This is a genomic window from Streptomyces sp. CNT360 (assembly GCF_000424785.1).
On record NZ_KE384243.1, the window covers coordinates 74,068 to 96,262 of the forward strand.

Sequence of the window (22,195 nt, forward strand, 5' to 3'; positions counted from 1 at the left end):
GCGGGGACTCCTTCGGTACTCACTTCTTGGAGGGGTGCTTGGGACGCTGCGGGCCCTTGCGCTGCTGGCCGCTCTTCTTCTGACCCGACTTGGCCTGGCCGCCGCCCTGCTTCTGACCGCCCTGCTTGGCGCCGCCCTGCTGCTTGCCGGACGCCTTCTGCCCGGAGCCCTTCTGCCCGGACGCCTTGTGACCGGCCTTCCCCGCAGCGGAACCACCCTGGGAACCGGACTTGGCGGCAGCGTCGGCACCGTCGTCAGTGTCGGCTTCGTCGTCCTTCTCCAGCGACGTGGTGACCGAGGAGGCGCCGCCCTGCTGGGAGCCCGCAGCGACCGCACCGCCCTGCCGCTGTGCCTTCGTCTGCCGCTTGGGCTGCTGACGGCGGGCCCGGGCGACCTCGGCGGCCTCGCGGGCCTCGACCTCCTTCGGGTCCTCCTTCAGCTTGCCCGCGGCACGCAGCCGCTCCTGACGCTCCTTGTCGGCGCGGGAGCCGGGCGTCGGGTTGCGCTTGATCATGAAGAGCTGCTGGCACATCGTCCACACGTTGGTGGTCAGCCAGTAGATGAGGACACCGACGGGGAAGTTGATGCCGAAGACGGCGAACATGACGGGGAAGACGTACATCAGCATCTTCTGCTGCTGCATGAACGGCGTCTTGACCGTCATGTCGACGTTCTTCGTCATGAGCTGGCGCTGCGTGTAGAACTGCGACGCCGACATCAGCACGATCATGATGACGGTCACGACGCGGACGTCGGCGAGGGTGGCAGCCAGCTCGCGCGCCTGGTCGGCGCTGTCCATGAACTTCGCGGCGATCGGGGCGCCGAAGATCTTGGCGCTACGGGCGCTCTCGACCTGGTCGGCGTTGAGGACACCCACCGGCTTGTTGTCGGCGATGTGGCTGAGCACCCGGAAGAGGGAGATGAAGAACGGCGACTGCGCGAGGATCGGCAGGCAGCTGGAGAGCGGGTTGGTGCCCGTCTCCTTGTAGAGCTTCATCATCTCTTCGCTCTGGCGCTGCTTGTCGCTCTTGTAGCGCTCCTGGATCGCCTTCATCTTCGGCTGGAGCGCCTGCATGTTCCGCGTCGACTTGATCTGCTTCACGAAGAGCGGGATCAGGCAGACCCGGATCAGCACCACCAGGAAGAAGATGGACAGACCCCAGGCCCAGCCGCTGTCCGGGTCGAAGACCAGGCCGAACAACGAATGGAACTGGACGATGATCCAGGAGACAGCGGTATAGAGAGGACTCAGGATCGTGTCCACGAATCAGGCTCCTTGGGCGTTGGACGGGGTCCGGCGCTGCTGCCAGCGGGAGCGGATCCGCTGGTGCCATACCGGGTGCTTCCGGGCGGGGACATGGTCGACGCCACCGGGCGACCACGGGTTGCAGCGCAGAATGCGCCAGGCCGTCAGTGCCGTCCCCTTCACGGCGCCATGGCGGTGGATGGCCGTGTAGCCGTAGTGGGAGCACGACGGGTAGTACCGGCACACCGGGCCGAGCATCGGACTGATCGTCCACTGGTACAGCTTGATCAACCACAGCAGCGGGTACTTCACGGGGCTCTCCCTCCCGGTTCTCGGCCGGGATCGCGGGGGCGCTCCCCCGAGTCGGCAGAGCGAGGGGACCCTTTGAGCAGCTTCCGCAGCGCGGCGTCCAGATCGCGGACCAACTCCGCGTGACCGGCCTCACCCGCGCCGGGCAGCGCTCGTACGACAACCAGGCTACCTGCGGGCAGCAAGCGCAGGCGTTCACGCATCAGCGCGCGCAGGCGCCGTTTCACACGGTTACGGACCACCGCGTTGCCGACGGCCTTGCTCACGACGAAACCCGCACGCGTCGGGGAAACCTCTCCCCCCGACGCGTGCGGGTCCGTTCGACTGCGTAGGTGGACGACGAGAAGCGGGCGACCGGCCCTGCGTCCTCGGCGTACCGCGGCCGCGAAGTCCTCGCGCCGCCTCAGCCGGTTCTCGGTAGGCAGCACGTCATGGACCTGTGGTCAGGCTGCTCAGGCCGACAGGCGGGCGCGACCCTTGCTGCGGCGGTTCGCGACGATCGCGCGGCCGGCGCGGGTCCGCATGCGCAGCCGGAAGCCGTGGGTCTTCGCGCGGCGGCGGTTGTTCGGCTGGAAGGTGCGCTTGCTCACTCGGGGGCTCCAGAGATGCTTCGTGTCCCGCGGGGGACCGCGGGACAGGGTGTGGGGAGTCGACCGGCTGTCACCGTGCGCCCACGAGTAGCTCGCAACGCCCGAGTGTGCACCGCTTCATGACCGACCGGGCGAACCGGGCGATCTTGCCCATCGGAGGCAGGCGGCAGCAGCCGTCGACACTCGACCTGGTTACGGTACGCGCGCTTACGCCATCCGGTCAAACCAACGCCGGCGGGGCACCCCCTGCCGACGGGGCCACCGTACGCGAGCCGCACGCCTCCAGGCCGCGCCCGACCACCGCCACCGCCGCCCCCACTACTGCACTCGTGCACAGCCTGTGGACAACGACTTGAACGGGGTCGGTCCGCGTGACTACCGTGGCCGAACTTCCCTTCCTTCCCGACCGTGCCCAGAAACACACATCCGTGGGACCTGGTCGATCACCGGACGACGAGCGTCACCGAGCGAGTGACCCGTCACCCAGCGAGTGAGAGAGCGTGCCCTGTGGCTGACCTACCTGCCGATCTTGCCGCAGTGTGGCCACGGGTGCTGGAACAGCTTCTGCGCGAGGGTCGTGAAGGGCGCGAAGGCCGTGAAGGGCAGAGCGTCGAGCCGAAGGACCAGCGCTGGCTGCGGGACTGCCAGCCCCTCGTCCTGGTCTCCGGCACCGCACTGCTGGGCGTACCGAACGAATACGCGAAACAGGTCCTGGAGGGCCGGCTCGCCCCCCTCATCACCGAGGCCCTCAGCCGCGAGTGCCAGCAGCCCATCCGGCTGGCCATCACGGTGACGGGCCCCATGCCGGAGGCCGCCGCACCCGCCGCGCCGGTCACCCCCTCCATCCCGTCACCCACCCCCGCGCCCGAGCAGCAGTCCCAGCCGCTGCACCGCGAGGGCGGATACGAGAGCGCGCCCGCGTACGACACGTACCAGTCGCGCGAGGGGTACGAGGGGTACGAGCAGCGCGACGATCAAGCAGCGCAGCACGGTGCGCCGCAGCCCTCCCCCCAGTCCGGGCACCAGCCGCCCCCCCGTGATCCGCAGCTCCGGCCCCGGGCCCAGGCCCAGCCGGAGCACTTCGAGTCGCAGGACCGCTACGAGCACCAGGACCGCTACGAACCGTCGGACTGCTACGAGCAGACCGAACGGTACGGACAGGCCGACCGCTACGACCAGCCCGACCGCTACGACCAGTACGACCAGTACGAGGCCCGTGAGCAGTACGAGGCACGCGACCAGTACGAGGCACGCGAGATTCCGGGGGCGCGGACCGCGTACCCGGCGGACTACTCGCACGGTCCGGCCCCGGCACCGGCCCCCGAGCCCGCCCCCTGGCAGCAGCGGCGTGACCCGTACCCCGCGCAGCCCCAGCGCCCCCAGCCGTACGACCACCGGCAGCAGGGCTACGACCAGCAGCAGGCGTACGAGCAGCAGCCGCAGGGCTACGAACAGCAGGCGTACGACAGCTACGACCAGCAGCAGCGCCAGGCTCACCCGCAGCACCAGTCCCCGCAGGCCCCTCCCCAGCAGCTGCACCAGCAGCCGCATCAGCCCCCACAGCATGCGCAGCCTCAGCAGCGTCCCCGGCCGCAGGTGCCGCCGCAGGGGCGGCCGCCCGCGCCTCCGTACGACAGCCCCTCCCAGCTGCCCGCGCCCAGCGGGGCACCCGGGCCGCTGGCCGCTCAGCCGGCGCCGGCGACGGGCCCGGGGGAGCCGACGGCGCGGCTGAATCCGAAGTACCTCTTCGACACCTTCGTGATCGGGGCCTCGAACCGCTTCGCGCACGCCGCGGCCGTCGCCGTGGCCGAGGCGCCCGCCAAGGCGTACAACCCGCTGTTCATCTACGGCGAGTCCGGACTGGGCAAGACCCACCTGCTGCACGCGATCGGCCACTACGCCCGCAGCCTCTACCCGGGCACGCGGGTCCGGTACGTCAGTTCGGAGGAGTTCACCAACGAGTTCATCAACTCCATCCGCGACGGCAAGGCGGACGCGTTCCGCAAGCGCTACCGCGACATGGACATCCTGCTCGTCGACGACGTCCAGTTCCTCGCCGACAAGGAGTCGACGCAGGAGGAGTTCTTCCACACGTTCAACACCCTGCACAACGCCAACAAGCAGATCGTCCTGTCCAGCGACCGGCCGCCCAAGATGCTGGAGACGCTGGAGGACCGGCTGCGCAACCGCTTCGAGTGGGGCCTGATCACCGACGTCCAGCCGCCCGAGCTGGAGACGCGGATCGCGATCCTGCGCAAGAAGGCGGTGCAGGAGCAGCTCAACGCGCCGCCGGAGGTGCTGGAGTTCATCGCCTCCCGCATCTCGCGCAACATCCGCGAGCTGGAGGGCGCGCTGATCCGGGTGACGGCCTTCGCCAGCCTGAACCGGCAGCCGGTGGACCTCGGGCTGACCGAGATCGTGCTCAAGGACCTCATCCCCGGCGGTGAGGACGCGACGCCGGAGATCACCGCGCCCGCCATCATGGCGGCCACCGCCGACTACTTCGGGCTGACCGTGGACGACCTGTGCGGATCCTCACGCAGCCGCGTGCTGGTGACGGCGCGACAGATCGCCATGTATCTGTGCCGGGAGCTGACGGACCTGTCGCTGCCGAAGATCGGCGGTCAGTTCGGCGGCCGCGACCACACCACCGTCATGCACGCCGACCGGAAGATCCGGGCGCTCATGGCGGAGCGGCGCTCCATCTACAACCAGGTGACGGAGCTGACCAACCGCATCAAGAACGGCTGACGCGCAGCGCCAGGAGCGGCTGGCACCGCGCCGAAAAGGGCTGCCGACGGCGCCGGAACCGGCTGACAGGCCGCTGTCGGCACCTCGCGAGCCGCCCCTTCGACACCAGGGCCCCCGGAGGAGAACTCCCCGGGGGCCCTTCGCTGTTCGATTCGGGGCGCGCGGGGCGGCTCGGTCCACAGCGAGGGCCGGTTCACCGCGTCCACACCCTGGGGACCTCTTCCGTTGTCCCAAGGGCATCCACAGTCGGGCTCGTGGGAGGGTGTTCCGCGAGGTCACCCGGTTGTGTATTTGTGGGCAGGCGCTGTCCACACCTGTGGAGGGCGGGAACCGCTCCTCGACGGGCGGCCGACTTGTCCACCGGCTGCCCACAGGAGACGGCCGTTTTTCCCCAGTGATCAGGCACTTCTCCACAGAGCTGTCCACTGTTCGGCAACGCAACGCGCCCGCTCACCGGTCCGAGTGAAAGCCGTCACATCGGGGCCAGGGATTGGGCTGTGGGAAAGGTGGGTAAATCTGTGGGCGCCGCTGTGGGGAAACCCCCTCTGCCTGTGGGCGGGGTGTGGGGAACTTTTCCGCGTCCACAGCGAGGCCCCGTTCCTCCACCGGTCCACCCACAGCCGCGGTGGACAAAATTCCGGCTCTGAGCTGCGGAAACGGGCTTATCCACGGTTTCCACAACCCCTACTACTACGACGACACCTAGAGAGCCCGGGATTCGCTTCGAAGTGGGGGCTGTGCACAACTCGGCGCCGCCCGCCTCGGGTGGGATCGCAGCGACTTGACCCGCACCCGCATCCGCTGTCGGTCCGGTGCGTCAGACTGGTGCCCGGCAAACAGCACCAGCGACAGGCGGCAGCAGGAGGCGGCTCAAGGTGAAGATCCGGGTTGAACGGGATGTCCTCGCGGAGGCGGTGGCCTGGACGGCCAAGAGCCTCCCCGCCCGCCCGCCGGTGCCCGTGCTCGCGGGCCTGCTGCTGAAGGCGGACGACAGCTCGCTGAGCCTCTCCGGCTTCGACTACGAGGTCTCGGCGCGGGTCTCCGTGGAGGCGGAGGTCGAGGAGGAGGGCACCGTCCTGGTGTCCGGCCGGCTGCTGGCCGACATCTGCCGCGCCCTTCCCAACCGTCCGGTGGAGATCTCCACAGACGGTGTACGGGCGACCGTGGTCTGCGGCTCCTCGCGGTTCACGCTGCACACCCTGCCGGTGGAGGAGTACCCGGCGCTGCCGGAGATGCCGTCGGCCACCGGCACGGTGCCGGGCGAGGTCTTCGCCGCCGCGGCCCAGCAGGTGGCCATCGCGGCCGGCCGGGACGACACGCTGCCGGTGCTGACGGGTGTGCGGATCGAGATCGAGGGCGACACCGTCACGCTGGCCTCCACCGACCGCTACCGCTTCGCGGTCCGCGAGTTCCTGTGGAAGCCCGAGACGCCGGACGCCTCGGCGGTCGCCCTGGTGCCCGCCAAGACGCTGCTGGACACCGCCAAGTCGCTCAGCAGCGGGGACAGCGTCACGCTGGCGCTCTCCGGCTCCGGCTCCGGCGAGGGGCTCATCGGCTTCGAGGGGGCCGGGCGGCGGACGACGACGCGGCTGCTGGAGGGCGATCTGCCCAAGTACCGCACGCTGTTCCCGACCGAGTTCAACTCGGTGGCGGTGATCGAGACGGCGCCGTTCGTGGAGGCCGTCAAGCGGGTGGCGCTGGTCGCGGAGCGCAACACTCCGGTGCGGCTGAGCTTCGAGCAGGGTGTGCTGACCCTGGAGGCGGGTTCCAGCGACGACGCACAGGCTGTGGAGCGCGTCGACGCCGACCTGGAGGGCGACGACATCTCGATCGCCTTCAACCCGGGCTTCCTGCTGGAGGGGCTGAGCGCGATCGACTCCCCTGTGGCGCAGCTCTCGTTCACGACCTCGACCAAGCCCGCCCTGCTGAGCGGCCGGCCTGCCAAGGACGCCGAGGCGGACGAGGCCTACAAGTACCTGATCATGCCGGTGCGGCTCTCCGGCTGACGCCTCTGCCGCCAGGGCCCTGGAGCGGAACGTCCGTCCACAACCTCCGGGCGTAGGGTCGAAACCGCACGAAACGCTGGTGAACGTAAGGGGCAGTGATGGAGCTCGGTCTGGTCGGTCTCGGGAAGATGGGCGGGAACATGCGTGAGCGCATCCGCCGCGGGGGCCACACGGTCATCGGGTACGACCGGAATCCGGACGTTGCGGACGTCGGCAGCCTCAAGGAGCTGGTCGACTCGCTGAGCGGGCCGCGCGTGGTGTGGGTGATGGTGCCGTCGGGCGCCGCCACCCAGTCGACCGTCGACGAGCTGGCCGAGCTGCTCTCCCCCGGCGACCTGGTGGTCGACGGCGGGAACTCGCGGTGGACCGAGGACGAGAAGCACGCGGAGGAGCTGAAGGCCAAGGGCATCGGCTTCGTCGACTGCGGTGTCTCCGGCGGCGTGTGGGGCCTGGAGAACGGCTACGCGCTGATGTACGGCGGCTCCGCCGAGGACGTGGCGAAGGTCCAGCCGGTCTTCGACGCGCTCAAGCCCGAGGGGGAGTTCGGCTCCGTCCACGCGGGCAAGGTCGGCGCGGGCCACTTCGCGAAGATGGTCCACAACGGCATCGAGTACGCGATGATGCAGGCCTTCGCCGAAGGCTGGGAGCTGCTGGAGGCGGCCGACTCGGTGACCGATGTGCGCGAGGTCTTCCGCTCCTGGCAGGAGGGCACGGTCATCCGCTCCTGGCTGCTGGACCTGGCGGTCAACGCGCTGGACAGCGACGAGCACCTGCAGGCGCTGCGCGGCTACGCGGCGGACTCCGGGGAGGGCCGCTGGACGGTGGAGGCCGCGATCGACAACGCGGTGCCGCTGCCGGCGATCACCGCGTCGCTGTTCGCCCGCTTCTCCTCGCGGCAGGAGGACTCCCCGCAGATGAAGATGATCGCCGCGCTGCGCAACCAGTTCGGCGGGCACGCGGTCACGGCCAACGACAAGGCCGGGGAGAAGGGCGCGGACGCGCCGGGTGCCGACGTCACTCCGCCCACGGGGGGCTGAGCGCGCACCGATGCACGTCAGGCATCTCTCGCTTGCCGATTTCCGGTCGTACGCCCGGGCCGAGGTCGCCCTCGGGCCGGGCGTGACGACGTTTCTCGGACCGAACGGCCAGGGCAAGACGAATCTGGTCGAAGCGGTCGGCTATCTGGCCACGCTGGGCAGCCACCGGGTGTCCTCGGACGCGCCGCTGGTGCGGGCGGGGGCGGAGCGGGCCGTCGTCCGTGCCCAGGTGCGGCAGGACGAGCGGGAGCAGTTGGTCGAGCTGGAGCTGAACCCTGGCAAGGCGAACCGGGCGCGCATCAACCGCTCCTCGCAGGTGCGGCCCCGTGACCTGCTGGGGATCGTGCGCACGGTGCTGTTCGCGCCGGAGGACCTGTCGCTGGTCAAGGGGGATCCGGGTGAGCGGCGGCGGTTCGTGGACGAGCTGGTGGTGGCGCGGTCCCCGCGCATGGCGGGGGTGCGCGCGGACTACGAGCGGGTGCTCAAGCAGCGCAACAGCCTGCTGAAGTCGGCCGCGATGGCGCGGCGGCACGGTGGCCGCGGCGCCGACCTGTCGACGCTGGACGTGTGGGACCAGCATCTGGCGCGGGCGGGCGCGGAGCTGCTGGCGCAGCGGCTGGAGCTGCTGGCGGTGCTGGGTCCGCTTGCGGACAAGGCGTACGAGGCGCTGGCGCCGGGGGGTGGCCCGGTGTCGTTCGCGTACCGGGGCCCGGTGACGGCGCCCTCCCGGGAGGAGCTGTACACGGGGCTGCTGGCGGCGCTGGGTGAGGCCCGCAAGCAGGAGGTGGAGCGCGGGGTGACGCTGGTGGGTCCGCACCGGGACGAGGTGCTGTTGCGGTTGGGCGAGCTGCCCGCGAAGGGGTACGCGAGCCACGGCGAGTCGTGGTCGTACGCGCTGGCGCTGCGGCTGGCCGCCTACGAGCTGCTCAAGAGCGAGGGTCACGAGCCGGTGCTGATCCTGGACGACGTCTTCGCGGAGCTGGATGTGCGGCGCCGCTCCCGGCTCGCGGAGCTGGTGGCCGGGGCCGAGCAGGTGCTGGTGACGGCGGCGGTCGAGGAGGACGTGCCCGGCGTTCTGGAGGGAGCGCGGTTCACGGTGGCCGAGGGGGAGGTGGCATCGGCGTGAGCGAGCAGCCCGGACGGCCGGACCCGGAGGCGGCCCCGCGGGACGCGGCAGGCGGCGAGGCTGCGCAGGACGCGGGGGACGCGAAGGAACCGCAGGTCAGTGGCGTCGACCTGGCGCGGGTGGCGTTGCGGGCGGCCAAGGAGCAGGCGCGGGCCCGGGGGGCGGAGGCGCAGCAGCGGCGGCAGGCCCGGCAGGGGGGCGGGCTGCGGTCGGGTGCGCGGCGGGACGGGCGGGATCCGCTGCCGCTGGGGGCCGCGGTGAGCCGGTTGATCGCGGAGCGTGGCTGGGAGACCCCGGCGGCGGTCGGCGGGGTGATGGGGCGCTGGCCGCAGTTGGTGGGTCCGCAGGTGGCGCAGCACTGCGAGCCGCAGAAGTACGACGAGGAGGAGCGCGCCCTGCTGGTGCGGTGCGACTCGACGGCGTGGGCGACGCAGCTGCGGTTGCTGGCGCCGCGGTTGGTGGCCCGGCTGAACGAGGATCTGGGGCAGGGCACCGTGAGGGTGATCAAGGTGCGGGGTCCGGAGGCGCCGCGGCGGGGGTACGGGGCGTTGCGGGCGCCGGGCAGCAAGGGGCCGGGCGACACCTACGGGTGAGGGCGGCGCGGCCGGCGCGTGGAGCGGCAGCCGTGCGGGGGGTGTGCGGAACGTCGGGCGGGGTGACGGCGTGCGGGATGGGCGGCTCCGTGCCGAGGGTGGCGCCGTGGTGCGGGGCGGGCCTAGCGGCGGGGGTGTTTTCGGGGGGGTCGGGGTGGTTTTCCGGGGGATTTTCGGCGGGTGGTCGCGGACCGTGTGCGGTCCGGGACAGGTGGAGACGAGTGGAAGCGCTCAGCGCCGCTGTGGAGCTCCTGGCACCCCTTCCCAGATATGGGGAGTCGACGGACGCCAGTTCAGGGCGGCACATGCCAACTCAGGCACCGGCAAACCCCCACTCACATCGCAGACACCGGTACACTGGGGGACTACCGCACCGTTGCGGAACTTGTCGAACGACGCAGCCGCTCCGCATTGCCCAGGAGACGGCCTGTGCTGTGCCAGAAAGGGCGCTTCGTGGCCGATTCCGGCGATCTCAACGAGAACGAGCAGACGACTCCGCCGCAGTCCGCGGAGACCACCACCGAGCACGGCGGGAACGCCGCACCGGACCCCGCGGGCGGCGGCGCCGTGGCCCCGGGTGCCGAGGGGGTGCCGCAGGTCGACGCGGCCGACCCGGCGGCGTACGACGCAAGCGCGATCACCGTCCTGGAGGGGCTGGACGCGGTCCGCAAGCGGCCCGGTATGTACATCGGGTCCACGGGCGAGCGTGGTCTTCATCACCTCGTCCAGGAGGTGGTCGACAACTCCGTGGACGAGGCGCTGGCCGGCTACGCGGACACCATCGGCGTGGTGCTGCTCGCCGACGGCGGGGTCCGGGTGACCGACAACGGGCGCGGTATCCCGGTGGGCATCGTCCCCTCGGAGGGGAAGCCGGCCGTCGAGGTCGTGATGACCGTGCTGCACGCCGGCGGCAAGTTCGGCGGCGGCGGGTACGCGGTCTCCGGTGGTCTGCACGGCGTGGGCGTCTCGGTCGTCAACGCGCTGTCGACGAGGGTGGCCGTGGAGGTCAGGACCGACGGCTTCCGCTGGACGCAGGACTACAAGCTGGGCACGCCCACGGCGCCGCTGTCGAAGAACGAGGCGACGGACGAGACCGGCACGGTCGTCACGTTCTGGGCGGACGGCGACATCTTCGACACCACCGAGTACTCCTTCGAGACGCTGGCCCGCCGCTTCCAGGAGATGGCGTTCCTCAACAAGGGCCTGACCATCACGCTGACCGACGAGCGTGAGGGCCACGTCGACGAGGAGGGCCACCCCAACTCGGTCCGCTACCACTACGAGGGCGGCATCGCCGACTTCGTGCGCTACCTCAACTCCCGCAAGGGCGAGCTGGTGCACGACACGGTGATCGACTTCGAGGCCGAGGACACCGAGCGGATGCTCTCGGTCGAGATCGCCATGCAGTGGAACAACCAGTACAGCGAGGGGGTCTACTCCTTCGCCAACACCATCCACACGCACGAGGGCGGCACCCACGAGGAGGGTTTCCGCGCCGCGCTGACGGGCCTGATCAACCGGTACGCGCGCGACCGCAAGCTGCTGCGCGACAAGGACGACAACCTCACGGGCGAGGACATCCGCGAGGGTTTGACGGCGATCATCTCCGTCAAGCTGGGTGAGCCGCAGTTCGAGGGGCAGACGAAGACGAAGCTGGGCAACACCGAGGCCAAGACCTTCGTCCAGAAGATCGTCCACGAGCACCTGACCGACTGGCTGGATCGGAACCCGAACGAGGCCGCGGACATCATCCGCAAGGGCATCCAGGCGGCCACCGCCCGGGTCGCGGCGCGCAAGGCGCGGGACCTGACGCGGCGCAAGGGTCTGCTGGAGACGGCGTCGCTGCCGGGCAAGCTGTCGGACTGCCAGTCCAACGACCCGTCCAAGTGCGAGATCTTCATCGTGGAGGGCGACTCCGCGGGCGGCTCGGCCAAGTCGGGCCGGGACCCGGAGTACCAGGCGATCCTGCCGATCCGCGGCAAGATCCTGAACGTGGAGAAGGCCAGGATCGACAAGGTCCTGCAGAACGCCGAGGTACAGGCGCTGATCTCGGCGTTCGGCACGGGGGTGCACGAGGACTTCGACATCGAGAAGCTCCGCTACCACAAGATCATTCTGATGGCGGACGCCGACGTCGACGGCCAGCACATCAACACCCTGCTGCTGACCCTGCTCTTCCGCTTCATGCGGCCGCTGGTGGAGGCCGGGCACGTGTTCCTCTCCCAGCCGCCCCTGTACAAGATCAAGTGGAGCCGGGACGAGTACCAGTACGCCTACTCCGACCCCGAGCGGGACAGCCTCATCCAGTTGGGCCGCGAGCAGGGCAAGCGCATCAAGGACGACTCGGTGCAGCGCTTCAAGGGCCTCGGCGAGATGAACGCGGACGAGCTGCGGGTGACCACCATGGACATCGAGCACCGCGTCCTGCGCCAGGTCACGCTGGACGACGCGGCCGCGGCGGACGACCTGTTCTCCATCCTCATGGGTGAGGACGTCGAGGCCCGACGCTCGTTCATCCAGCGCAACGCCAAGGACGTCCGCTTCCTCGACATCTGACGTCGGCCCACCCCCGCCCGCCGCGGGCGGGGGTGCCCGAAGCGCGCCGCACACAGAGAAGGACTTGATCTTCAGCCATGGCCGACGAGACCCCCACCACCCCCGAGCCGACGCCCGAGAACGCGCCCGCGCCCGACAGCGCGCTGGTCGACACCGAGGCCGGTGCCCGCGTCGAGCCCGTCGCCCTCGAAACGGAGATGCAGCGCTCCTACCTCGACTACGCGATGAGCGTCATCGTGAGCCGCGCGCTGCCCGACATCCGCGACGGCCTCAAGCCGGTGCACCGCCGGGTGCTGTACGCGATGTACGACGGCGGCTACCGCCCCGAGAAGGGCTTCTACAAGTGCGCCCGCGTCGTCGGCGACGTCATGGGCACCTACCACCCGCACGGTGACACCTCGATCTACGACGCGCTGGTGCGGCTGGCGCAGCCGTGGTCGATGCGGATGCCGCTGGTGGACTCCAACGGCAACTTCGGCTCGCCGGGCAACGACCCGGCCGCGGCCATGCGGTACACCGAGTGCAAGATGGCGCCGCTGGCCATGGAGATGCTCCGGGACATCGACGAGGAGACCGTCGACTTCCAGGACAACTACGACGGCCGCAACCAGGAGCCGACGGTCCTGCCGGCGCGCTTCCCCAACCTGCTGGTCAACGGCTCCGCCGGGATCGCCGTCGGCATGGCCACCAACATTCCGCCGCACAACCTGCGCGAGGTCGCGGCGGGTGCGCAGTGGTATCTGGACCACCCCGAGGCCTCGAACGAGGAGCTGCTGGACGCCCTCATCGAGCGCATCAAGGGCCCCGACTTCCCCAGCGGTGCGCTGGTGGTGGGCCGCAGCGGCATCGAGGAGGCGTACCGCACCGGGCGCGGCTCGATCACGATGCGGGCCGTGGTGGAGGTCGAGGAGATCCAGGGCCGCCAGTGCCTGGTCGTCACCGAGCTGCCCTACCAGGTCAACCCGGACAACCTGGCGCTCAAGATCGCCGATCTGGTCAAGGACGGCCGGATCGGCGGCATCGCCGACGTCCGGGACGAGACGTCCTCGCGCACCGGACAGCGCCTGGTGATCGTCCTCAAGCGGGACGCGGTCGCCAAGGTCGTCCTCAACAACCTGTACAAGCACACCGATCTGCAGACCAACTTCGGTGCCAACATGCTGGCCCTGGTCGAGGGCGTGCCGCGCACGCTGTCGCTGGACGCCTTCATCCGGCACTGGGTGGCCCACCAGATCGACGTCGTCGTACGCCGTACCCGCTTCAGGCTGCGCAAGGCGGAGGAGCGGGCCCACATCCTGCGCGGCCTGCTCAAGGCGCTGGACGCCATCGACGAGGTCATCGCGCTGATCCGGCGCAGCCAGACCGTCGAGGACGCCCGCGGCGGCCTGATGGACCTGCTGACGATCGACGAGATCCAGGCCAACGCGATCCTGGAGATGCAGCTGCGCCGGCTGGCGGCCCTGGAGCGGCAGAAGATCACTGCCGAGCACGACGAGCTCCAGGCGAAGATCGACGAGTACAACGCGATCCTGGCCTCTCCCGAGCGGCAGCGCCAGATCATCGGCGAGGAGCTGCGGCAGATCGTCGACAAGTTCGGCGACGACCGGCGCAGCAAGCTGATCCCCTTCGAGGGCGACATGTCCATCGAGGACCTGATCGCCGAGGAGGACATCGTCGTCACCATCACCCGTGGCGGCTACGTCAAGCGCACCAAGACCGACGACTACCGCGCCCAGAAGCGCGGCGGCAAGGGCGTGCGGGGGACGAAGCTGAAGGAGGACGACATCGTCGACCACTTCTTCGTCTCCACCACCCACCACTGGCTGCTGTTCTTCACCAACAAGGGCCGCGTCTACCGGGCCAAGGCCTACGAACTGCCGGACGCCGGGCGGGATGCGCGCGGTCAGCACGTGGCCAACCTGCTGGCGTTCCAGCCGGACGAGCAGATCGCCGAGATCCTGGCCATCCGCGACTACGAGGCCGTCCCCTACCTGGTGCTGGCCACCAAGTCCGGGCTGGTGAAGAAGACCCCGCTCAAGGACTACGACTCGCCCCGCTCCGGGGGCGTCATCGCCATCAACCTGCGCCAGATGGACGACGGCCGCGACGACGAGCTGATCGGCGCCGAACTCGTCTCCCCCGAGGACGACCTGCTGCTGGTCAGCAAGAAGGCGCAGTCGATCCGCTTCACCGCGACCGACGAGTCGCTGCGCCCGATGGGCCGTGCCACCTCCGGTGTCAAGGGCATGAGTTTCCGCGAGGAGGACGAACTGCTCTCGATGAATGTCGTGCGGGCGGGTACGTTCGTCTTCACGGCCACCGATGGCGGGTACGCGAAGCGCACAGCTGTGGACGACTACCGCGTCCAGGGCCGTGGCGGACTCGGCATCAAGGCCGCGAAGATCGTGGAGGACCGGGGCGAACTGGTGGGGGCGCTGGTGGTCGAGGAGACCGACGAGATCCTCGCCATCACCCTCGGCGGCGGCGTGATCCGCACGCGGGTCAGCGGGGTGCGGGAGACGGGCCGTGACACCATGGGCGTCCAACTGATCAACCTGGGCAAGAGGGACGCGGTCGTCGGCGTGGCACGCAACGCCGAGGCCGGCCGTGAGGCCGAGGAAGTGGACGCCGCGGTGGACGACCCCGAGGAGGGGGTGCAGCAGGACGCGCCCGGCTCCGAGCAGACCGGTAACGACTGAGACGACCTGGCACCGGCCAGGACGACGAAGACGAGGAGCAGGGCGTGAGTGGTGCTCAGCCTCAGCCGAAGGCGCAACCGCAGCCTCAGCCGAAGGCCAAGCCACCGTCCCCGGCGCAACCCCAGCCCCAGCCCGAGCAGCAGCCGCACCGGCCGCCCCAGGCCTACCCCTCCCCCGATGCGGCGGAGGGGCAGACCGGGGCGGTCGGGCAGCAGGCCGGTGCCGTGCGCAAGCCCCGCACCGGGGCACGCACGGTGCCGCGGACACGCAAGGCCCGGCTGCGGGTGGCCAAGGCCGATCCCTGGTCGGTGATGAAGGTCAGCTTCCTGCTGGCCGTGGCACTCGGGGTGTGCACCGTGGTGGCGGTGGCAGTGCTGTGGATGGTGATGGACGCGATGGGGGTCTTCTCCACCCTGGGCGGCACCGTCAGCGAGGCCACCAGTGCCGACGGCAGCAGCGGCTTCGACCTGGAGACCTTCCTCTCGCTGCCCCGCGTACTGGTCTTCACCTCGCTCATCGCGCTGATCAACGTGGTGCTGGCCACCGCGCTGGCCACACTGGGGGCCTTCATCTACAACCTGTCCGCGGGGTTCGTCGGTGGCGTCGAGCTGACCCTCGCGGAGGACGAGTGAGCACCTCCCGCTCCGCCCCTGCGGGCGGCCGGGAAACGGATTTGGGAGCACGGCCTGGAGTGCGCTAATCTTTCGGTGCAGCGCGCGGCTATAGCTCAGACGGTTAGAGCGCTTCCCTGATAAGGAAGAGGCCCCAGGTTCAAGTCCTGGTAGCCGCACCGGCAAAAAGTTGCACGACAGAAAAGGGCCCGGCACCTCGCACGAGGTGCCGGGCCCTTTTCTGTCTTCTTCGCGGGGCGTGGGGCGGTGCTGTGGCGGGGACGGTTCCGACGGGTGGAGGACAGTGCGCTCATCGGGTGGAACGGGCGCGCCCGGGCGTGGGCACCCGGCGCTCCGGTCACTCCTTCGGTCAGTCTTTCTCCACATCCCCCCCGTGTCCGAGGAGTGACCATGCGTCCTGCCGCCCTGCTCAGTGCCGTCGCGACTGCCGTTGCGGTGGCCGGTGTTCTCCCCCTGACAGCCGCGGGCGGCGCCGCCGCCGATGCGCCGGGCGGCAGCGTGAACGCGTCCGACAACGACCGCACGTCCGTCGTGCAGGGCGCGTTCGCCGGCCCCCTCACCGCCCGTACGAGCGCGGACGCGACGCTGGAGCGGTACGCCGGGCCGTGGCTGGGCTCGGCGTACCGGCACGGGCGGGGAACCGACCGCTGACGTCCGGGCCCCGCGGTCGCTCAGCTGCTCGCGGCGCCGCCGGCCTGCGTGCGGCGCCGCGCTGACGTTTGCCCCCCGGGGCGGCCTGGTACTGGTACCGCGTCCGGACGCCGGGCAGCCGGCGTCTCCTCGGCGAGCGGAGTACTGCGATGACCAGCCCCGAGCCCGGGCCCGAGGGGTACGGGCCCGCCTCCCAGGGCCCCGAGTCCGCGCCCGGGGGACCGGCGCAGCAGCCGGGTCCGCGGCAGTCGGACGCACCCGGAGGCACCGGCCCGCCGGACGGCACCGGCGCGCCCGACGGCAGCGGCACCCCGGGGGAGCCCGCGGGGGCCGCATCGGACCGCGCCGACCGGCCGGCAGCCGCACCCGCCGCCGGGGAACGCCGCGAGAAGACCTCCGGGCGGCGGCCCGAGGGACCGGCGCACCAGCGCAGCGGGGGCCTCGGGCAGACGCTGAAGCGCACGATGGCCGAGTTCAAGGAGGACAACCTCTCCGACACGGCCGCCGCGCTCACCTACTACTCCGTACTGTCGATCTTCCCCGCCCTCATCGCGCTGATCTCCCTGGTCAGCCTGGTGATGAGCCCGAAGAAGATCGTCAGCACGCTGACCGACCTGGTCAGCTCGATCGGCCCGTCCTCAGCCGTGGACACGTTCCAGAAACCCATCGAGTCCATGGCGTCCGGCTCCGGAACGCCGGCCGCCCTGCTGATCGTCGGCGCACTGGGCGCCCTGTGGACGGCCTCCGGATACGTCGGCGCCTTCATCCGCGCCTCGAACGTGATCTACGAGGTGGAGGAGGGCCGCTCCTTCTTCACGCTGCGCCCCGTGCAACTGCTGGTCACGCTGATCGCGGTGCTGCTGCAGGCAGTGGTGCTGGTGGGGCTGGTGGTCAGCGGGCCGCTGGCGAAGAAGGCCGGGGACGCGCTCGGAGTGGGCGACGCGGCGGTCACCGCGTGGAACTGGGCCAAGTGGCCGGTCATGGTGCTCATCGTCGTCCTGATCATCGCCGTGCTCTACTACGCCTCCCCCAACGCCAAACTGCGCGGCTTCCCCTCGGTGCTGCCCGGCGCCGTGCTGGCGCTGCTCGTCTGGATCGTCGCGTCGGTCGGATTCGCCTTCTACGTGGCCAACTTCGGCTCGTACAACAAGACGTACGGGACGCTGGGCGGGATCGTGGTCTTCCTGGTCTGGCTGTGGCTGACGAACCTGGCGATCCTGCTGGGCGCCGAGTTCAACGCGGAACGCGAACGCGGCCGGCAGCTCGCCGAGGGCGTCCCGGGGGCGGAGCGCGAGCTCCAGCTGCGGGAGCGGTCACGCACCAAGCGCAAGAAGCGCTCCCGCACGGCTTGACGGCGCGTCGGCACCCCGCCCGGGCCGACCGCTCGGTTCGCACAGGCTGTTGGGTATCATCGGCCGCCAGGAAGGTCCCAACGTCTATGAAGGACGAGGTAGCGCGGTGAAGAAGCTTCTCCTGGTCGCCCTGGCCGCCGTCGGCGGTCTCCTCGTGTACCGCCAGATCCAGGCGGACCGCGCCGAGCAGGACCTGTGGACGGAGGCGACCGACTCCGTGCCCGCAGGTTCGGGTGTGTGAGCCCGGCGGTCAGCGAACCCCGACGACTTCCAGGCCCCGGCCGCCACGGGCGGCCGGGGCCTCGTCGTCCGCCGGTCGTCCGCCGCCGTCCGCCGCCGCCCGGCCCGGCGGGGAGGCACGCGGGACGCCTCGGGACGGTCCGACGGGCCCGGTCCCGGCCTACGTGGCCCCTGGCGGGCAGGGTTGCGGGCGGGCACGGTAAGGAGACGGCCGCGGGAACCGGTGGCGAGCCGCCGTACGTGACAACAGAGCAGTGGCCGGGGAGCGGCCTCGGCAGGTGACAAACGGCACAGAGGGTGGGGACGTGGTGAGACGGAGCAGGGGGACCTGGCGGCGGACGGGCGGGCTCCTGGCAGCGCTGTGTGCCGGCGCGAGCGCCGTCGGCCTGGCGGCGCCGCACGTCTGGGCCGCGGAGAAGCCGCACCCGTACGCGACTGCGCAGGACGCCAAGAGCGTCAGCGGCACCGCCAGCAGCTCGGACGCCCCCACGGTGGGGAACGGGCTGTTCACGGACCGCATCAAGGCGGGCCAGGAGAAGTACTACGCCCTGGACCTGGACGACTCCTCCGACGTGCACGTCGCCGCCACCCTCGCCCCCGGGCCGGGCACCAAGGTCACCTACGACGACGGTGTCGAGGTCACGCTGGAGAACACCGACGACGTCTCCTGCGGTGAGGACGACGCGAGCATCGCCGGCGACACCGCCTTCCCCGTGACCGCCTACGCGGCCCGGCTCATCGGTGACACCGACGACGACTCCTGCCGCGAGAAGGGGCCGTACCTCATCCACGTCGTCCGCAAGGAGGGCAGCTCCTCCGACCCGTCCGCCTGGCCGCTGGAGCTGTCCGTGATGACCGAGCCCGGCCTCAAGGGGAGCATCCCCGAGCCGAGGCCGGGCACGGACGAGGAGACCGACGACAACAACACCCGCCCCACCCCGCCCTCCGGCACCGCCAAGGCCGTCGAGGGCGGCACCGGATTCAACGACGCGCGGGCCGTCGGCAAAGGTGTCTGGAAGGACCGCCTCCAGGCGGGCGAGACCCGGTGGTTCCGGGTCCCCGTCGACTGGAACCAGCGGCTCTACGCGCGCATGGAGGTGCCCAACTCCACCGCGAAGAAGGACGGGTCGACCCGCTACGTCTCCAACGGCTTCCGGCTGAACCTCTACAACCCCGCGCGCGGCCCCCTCTACGACTCCGAGGAGTTCCAGAGCTACGACGGCGGGGGCGCCGACTTCGACCGGTACACCAACCCCGTCCGCTACGAGAACCGGTACGCCGACGACGCCTCCGCCACACGGTTCGCCGGCTGGTACTACGTGGCCGTCACCGCGGGCCCCGAGATGGCGCAGGGCTTCCCCAAGGGCACCCCCGTCACGCTGCGCGTCGCGGTCAAGGGCACGCCCGGGCCCGGCCCGAAGTACGACGGGGACGCGAAGGCCGCGGGGTTCGGCGTCAGCGACGAGGACCGCGACATGGCGGCGAAGGGCCTCACCGAGGTCGAGGCCGAGACCAACGCCACGCTGCGCACCGTCGGCTGGTCCGGGATCGGCACCGGCGCGGGCCTCGTCGCCGTGCTGGCCGCCTGGACGCTGATCGCCCGCCGCCGGACGGCGCCCGCCGCGACCGGCGGCGCCGGCCCCTGGCCGCCACGGCAGCCCGGCACCCCGGGTACGCCCCTGCCCCGGCAGGAGCCGACACAGCCGTACACGCAGCCGCACCAGCCCTACGGCGGCCCTCCCCAGGGCTGAGCGACTCCGGTCCGTCGGCCCGTGTGCGGCGGCCCCTGTGCGGCCTCCGCGGGCCGAGCGGTGCGCTGGCGGCAGCGGCCCCGTGGCGGCCCCCGTGGCTGAGCGGCCCGCTCCGGCGGAGGCGGCTGTATGCGGTCTCCGCCGGTTCGAGCGGTGCGCTCCGGCGGCGGTCGCCGCGCGCGGGGGTTCTCGGGGCTGGTCGGCCCGCTCCGGCGGAGGCGGCCGTGCAGTGGCGCCCTCCCGGGGCTGGGCAGTCCGTTCCGGCGGCAGTTGCCGTGCGGGGGCTTTCCGCGGGGCTGGGCTGCCGCGTCCGGCGGAGGCGGCCGTGCGTGGTGCTTTTCCCGCTGGCGGCCTGCACGGGCGGAGGCGGCCGTGCAGTGGCGCCCTCCCGGGGCTGGGCAGTCCGTTCTGGCGGCAGTTGCCGTGCGGGGGCTTTCCGCGGGGCTGGGCTGCCGCGTCCGGCGGAGGCGGGTGTGCGTGGTGCTTTCCGGGCTGGCGGCCTGCACGGGCGGAGGCGGTTGTGCGTGGTGCTTTCCGGGCTGGCGGCCTGCACGGGCGGAGGCGGTTGTACAGCGGTGCTTCCGGGGGCTGGGCTGCCGCGTTCGGCAAAGGTGGCTGTACTCGGGGCCGGGCGGCCCGTCTTGGTGGAGGCGGCCGGGTCGGGGCGCTTTCCGGGGGCGCGTGGTGCGGTCAGGCGGAGGCGGTCAGGGCCCAGACGCCTACGACCAGGCAGAGCACTGCCACGGCGAGCATCGGGACCGCGACCTTCAGGGGCGGGCCGGGGCGCCGTCCGGTGGGCTTGGGCGCCATGCCCGGCGCGGGGCCCGGTGGGGTGCCGGGTGCGGACGCGGGCGGGTGCGCCGGGCCGAGCTGGGTGCGGGTGACGTCCGCCTCCGGACCGTACGGATACGGCTGTGTTGCTCCGGTCGCTCCGGTCGCCGCCGTGGCGGTCGGTGCGTGCGGGGACGCGGCCGTCGGGGGCGTGCCCGGCGGCTGCGACGGCATCTGCGGTGAGTTCCCCGGGCCCTGCGCCGGAGGTTGCAGGTGGAAGCTGCCGGTGGCCGAGGCGGCGGGCGGGGGCGGCGCCCCGGGAGCGGCCCCCGGGCCGCCGGCGACCCCGGCGGAGGGCCGCAGCGGGCCGTCCGGACCGAACCCCTCGGGCAGCGGCCCGAGATGGTCGGCCACCTCGACCGACCGCTGCTCGTCCGGCGCGCCGCCGTCCAATAGCTGCGCCGCGCTCGCCAGCGCCTTACGGGTGCCGGTGGCGGTCCTGAACCGGGCCGCCGGGTCGGGCTGCAGCAGCTGCCCCAACACCTGCCACAGCGGCTCGGGCACCCGCTCGGGGGCGTCCGGAACCCCGTGCCGGTACGCCTCGAAGAGCTGCTGGGAGTCGGGCCTCTCCCCGGTCAGCAGGAAGAGCCCCACCAGGCCGACCGCGTACAGGTCGGAGGGGAAGTCGACCTCGCCCTCCAGCATCTGCTCCGGAGCGAACCAGCCCGGCGTTCCCACCACGAAGTTGGTCTCGGTCAGCCGCGGGTCGCCCTTGCGTACGGAGATGCCGAAGTCCGACAGCCGCAGATGGGGCCTGCCCGGCCCGGTGGGCTCCAGCAGGATGTTGGCGGGCTTGATGTCGCGGTGCACCACGTCCTCGGCGTGCACGGCCGCCAGACCGGACAGCAACTGGTCGAGCAGGATGCACGCGAAGGAGGGAGGCAACGGCCCCCAGTCGGCGATCAGATGGGCCAGCGAGCCGCCCTTGACCAGGTCCATGGTGAACAGGACCTTCTCGTCGTCGGCCGCCCAGCTCGCCGGGGCCAGCACATGCGGGTGGTCGATCCGCAGGGCCTGCTCCCGCACGAAGCGCAGCAGCGTGTGCGCGTCGGACTGCTGGAGCACCTTGGCGGCCACGTACCGCCGTCGGCGGTGGTCCCATGCGCGCCACACCATGCCGACGCCGCCCCGTCCGATCGGATCGATCAGCTCGTACCTGCCGGCGAAGATCTCACCCATGGTGCCGCGTCCCCCTGATGCGCTCTGGTGTGCTGCTGGTCAGCTCGGACTCGTCAGCTCTGGTGCGCCTCGTAGTGCTTGACGGCGTCCGAGGTGCGGCCCGCGCCGTAGACCCGGAGGAACTCTGCCAGTTCGGGGTGGGAGGGAGCGAGCGTGTTCGCGGCCTCGATGATGTCCGCGGCGTCGGAGACGGAGCGCAGCAGGGCCTGGATCTCCCTCACGACGCGCTTGACGGGGGTCTGCGAGGCGCCGGGGGAGACGGCCTGCGCGGCGGTGTTCAGCACGCTGCCGCCTGCCGTACGGCGGATCTCGTCCATGCGGCTGGTGGCATCCGCCGCGCTGATGTCGCCGCGGGACACCTCGGAGGCCAGCTCCTGGAGGGCCTGGACGCGCTGCACGACCGCCGGGTTGCCGATCTTTGCGCGCTGCCCGCTCATGAGCTGCGAAAGCATAGGGGCGGACAGTCCGAGCACCGTGGCGAGGCGGGCCTGGTTGAGGCCGAGGTCGTCGATCAGCTTGCGGAAGAGAGTGCCCAACGGCTCGCCGTACCACTGGCTCTGCAGCTCGCGCGCCTTCGCTGTCGGGTCCTGTGCTGCTGCGTCCATGAGGTCTCCCCTGGGCTCCCCTGTGTCACTTCGCTCGCGCG

Annotated in this window: 17 protein-coding genes, 1 tRNA gene and 1 pseudogene; 13 read left to right on the forward strand and 6 right to left on the reverse strand. The window is 71.2% G+C overall.

Annotation, left to right across the window (positions count from 1 at the left end; all coding sequences use genetic code 11):
• Nucleotides 1-19: 19 nt before the first annotated feature.
• The 4 genes from yidC to rpmH are packed head-to-tail and all read right to left on the reverse strand — an operon-like array spanning nucleotide 20 to nucleotide 2,145.
• The gene (gene yidC, locus H297_RS0126120; protein WP_027739452.1) at nucleotides 20-1,264 is read right to left on the reverse strand and encodes a membrane protein insertase YidC; all 1,245 of its coding nucleotides are present in this window, start codon (nucleotides 1,262-1,264) and stop codon (nucleotides 20-22) included.
• Nucleotides 1,265-1,267: 3 nt separating this feature from the next.
• Entirely contained in the window at nucleotides 1,268-1,558 is a 291-nt protein-coding gene (gene yidD / locus H297_RS0126125; protein WP_027739453.1) for a membrane protein insertion efficiency factor YidD, read from the reverse strand.
• Complete coding sequence (rnpA, locus tag H297_RS42115) at nucleotides 1,555-1,983, reverse strand: ribonuclease P protein component (protein WP_078514618.1); 429 nt, start codon at nucleotides 1,981-1,983, stop codon at nucleotides 1,555-1,557. Before rnpA ends, yidD begins: the two co-directional genes overlap by 4 nt.
• Nucleotides 1,984-2,007: 24 nt before the next feature.
• Entirely contained in the window at nucleotides 2,008-2,145 is a 138-nt protein-coding gene (rpmH, locus tag H297_RS0126130) for a 50S ribosomal protein L34 (protein ID WP_016906158.1), read from the reverse strand.
• Nucleotides 2,146-3,306: 1,161 nt separating this feature from the next.
• Between rpmH and dnaA the strand changes: the two are divergent.
• The 13 genes and pseudogenes from dnaA to H297_RS38540 all read left to right on the forward strand — a co-directional run.
• Nucleotides 3,307-4,896, forward strand: a pseudogene (gene dnaA, locus H297_RS0126135) (chromosomal replication initiator protein DnaA); the annotation flags it as partial.
• Nucleotides 4,897-5,771: 875 nt separating this feature from the next.
• Complete coding sequence (dnaN, locus tag H297_RS0126140) at nucleotides 5,772-6,902, forward strand: DNA polymerase III subunit beta (protein WP_027739455.1); 1,131 nt, start codon at nucleotides 5,772-5,774, stop codon at nucleotides 6,900-6,902.
• A gap of 98 nt (nucleotides 6,903-7,000) precedes the next feature.
• Complete coding sequence (gene gnd / locus H297_RS38535; RefSeq protein ID WP_037795500.1) at nucleotides 7,001-7,939, forward strand: phosphogluconate dehydrogenase (NAD(+)-dependent, decarboxylating); 939 nt, start codon at nucleotides 7,001-7,003, stop codon at nucleotides 7,937-7,939.
• Between the two features lie 10 nt (nucleotides 7,940-7,949).
• Nucleotides 7,950-9,065 carry a DNA replication/repair protein RecF gene (gene recF / locus H297_RS0126150; RefSeq protein ID WP_027739456.1) on the forward strand — a complete coding sequence of 372 codons (1,116 nt, stop codon included), beginning with the start codon at nucleotides 7,950-7,952 and terminating at the stop codon, nucleotides 9,063-9,065.
• Between the two features lie 110 nt (nucleotides 9,066-9,175).
• A complete protein-coding gene (locus H297_RS0126155) occupies nucleotides 9,176-9,658 on the forward strand; it encodes a DciA family protein (protein WP_051352228.1) in 483 nt (160 codons plus the stop codon).
• A gap of 429 nt (nucleotides 9,659-10,087) precedes the next feature.
• Entirely contained in the window at nucleotides 10,088-12,214 is a 2,127-nt protein-coding gene (gene gyrB / locus H297_RS0126160) for a DNA topoisomerase (ATP-hydrolyzing) subunit B (RefSeq protein WP_027739458.1), read from the forward strand.
• A 77-nt stretch (nucleotides 12,215-12,291) separates the two neighbouring features.
• Entirely contained in the window at nucleotides 12,292-14,913 is a 2,622-nt protein-coding gene (gyrA, locus tag H297_RS0126165) for a DNA gyrase subunit A (RefSeq protein ID WP_027739459.1), read from the forward strand.
• Between the two features lie 44 nt (nucleotides 14,914-14,957).
• Nucleotides 14,958-15,545 carry a DUF3566 domain-containing protein gene (locus tag H297_RS0126170; RefSeq protein WP_027739460.1) on the forward strand — a complete coding sequence of 196 codons (588 nt, stop codon included), beginning with the start codon at nucleotides 14,958-14,960 and terminating at the stop codon, nucleotides 15,543-15,545.
• Between the two features lie 84 nt (nucleotides 15,546-15,629).
• A tRNA-Ile gene (locus H297_RS0126175) sits at nucleotides 15,630-15,703 on the forward strand.
• 232 nt (nucleotides 15,704-15,935) lie between these two features.
• On the forward strand, nucleotides 15,936-16,196 hold the full coding sequence (locus tag H297_RS0126180; protein ID WP_027739461.1) for a hypothetical protein: 261 nt from the start codon (nucleotides 15,936-15,938) through the stop codon (nucleotides 16,194-16,196).
• 149 nt (nucleotides 16,197-16,345) lie between these two features.
• Nucleotides 16,346-17,548 (forward strand): YihY/virulence factor BrkB family protein, encoded by a 1,203-nt coding sequence (locus tag H297_RS0126185; RefSeq protein WP_027739462.1) that lies wholly within the window; start codon nucleotides 16,346-16,348, stop codon nucleotides 17,546-17,548.
• A 106-nt stretch (nucleotides 17,549-17,654) separates the two neighbouring features.
• Nucleotides 17,655-17,789 carry a DLW-39 family protein gene (locus H297_RS42120; RefSeq protein ID WP_212732741.1) on the forward strand — a complete coding sequence of 45 codons (135 nt, stop codon included), beginning with the start codon at nucleotides 17,655-17,657 and terminating at the stop codon, nucleotides 17,787-17,789.
• Between the two features lie 307 nt (nucleotides 17,790-18,096).
• Nucleotides 18,097-19,539, forward strand: a complete 1,443-nt coding sequence (locus tag H297_RS38540; RefSeq protein WP_158693750.1) for a hypothetical protein — start codon at nucleotides 18,097-18,099, stop codon at nucleotides 19,537-19,539.
• Between the two features lie 690 nt (nucleotides 19,540-20,229).
• Here the strand turns inward: H297_RS38540 and H297_RS0126200 are convergent.
• Together H297_RS0126200 and H297_RS0126205 are read right to left on the reverse strand one after the other, a co-directional pair.
• Entirely contained in the window at nucleotides 20,230-21,549 is a 1,320-nt protein-coding gene (locus tag H297_RS0126200; protein WP_027739463.1) for a serine/threonine protein kinase, read from the reverse strand.
• 53 nt (nucleotides 21,550-21,602) lie between these two features.
• Nucleotides 21,603-22,154 (reverse strand): DNA-binding protein, encoded by a 552-nt coding sequence (locus H297_RS0126205; protein WP_027739464.1) that lies wholly within the window; start codon nucleotides 22,152-22,154, stop codon nucleotides 21,603-21,605.
• Nucleotides 22,155-22,195 lie beyond the last annotated feature (41 nt).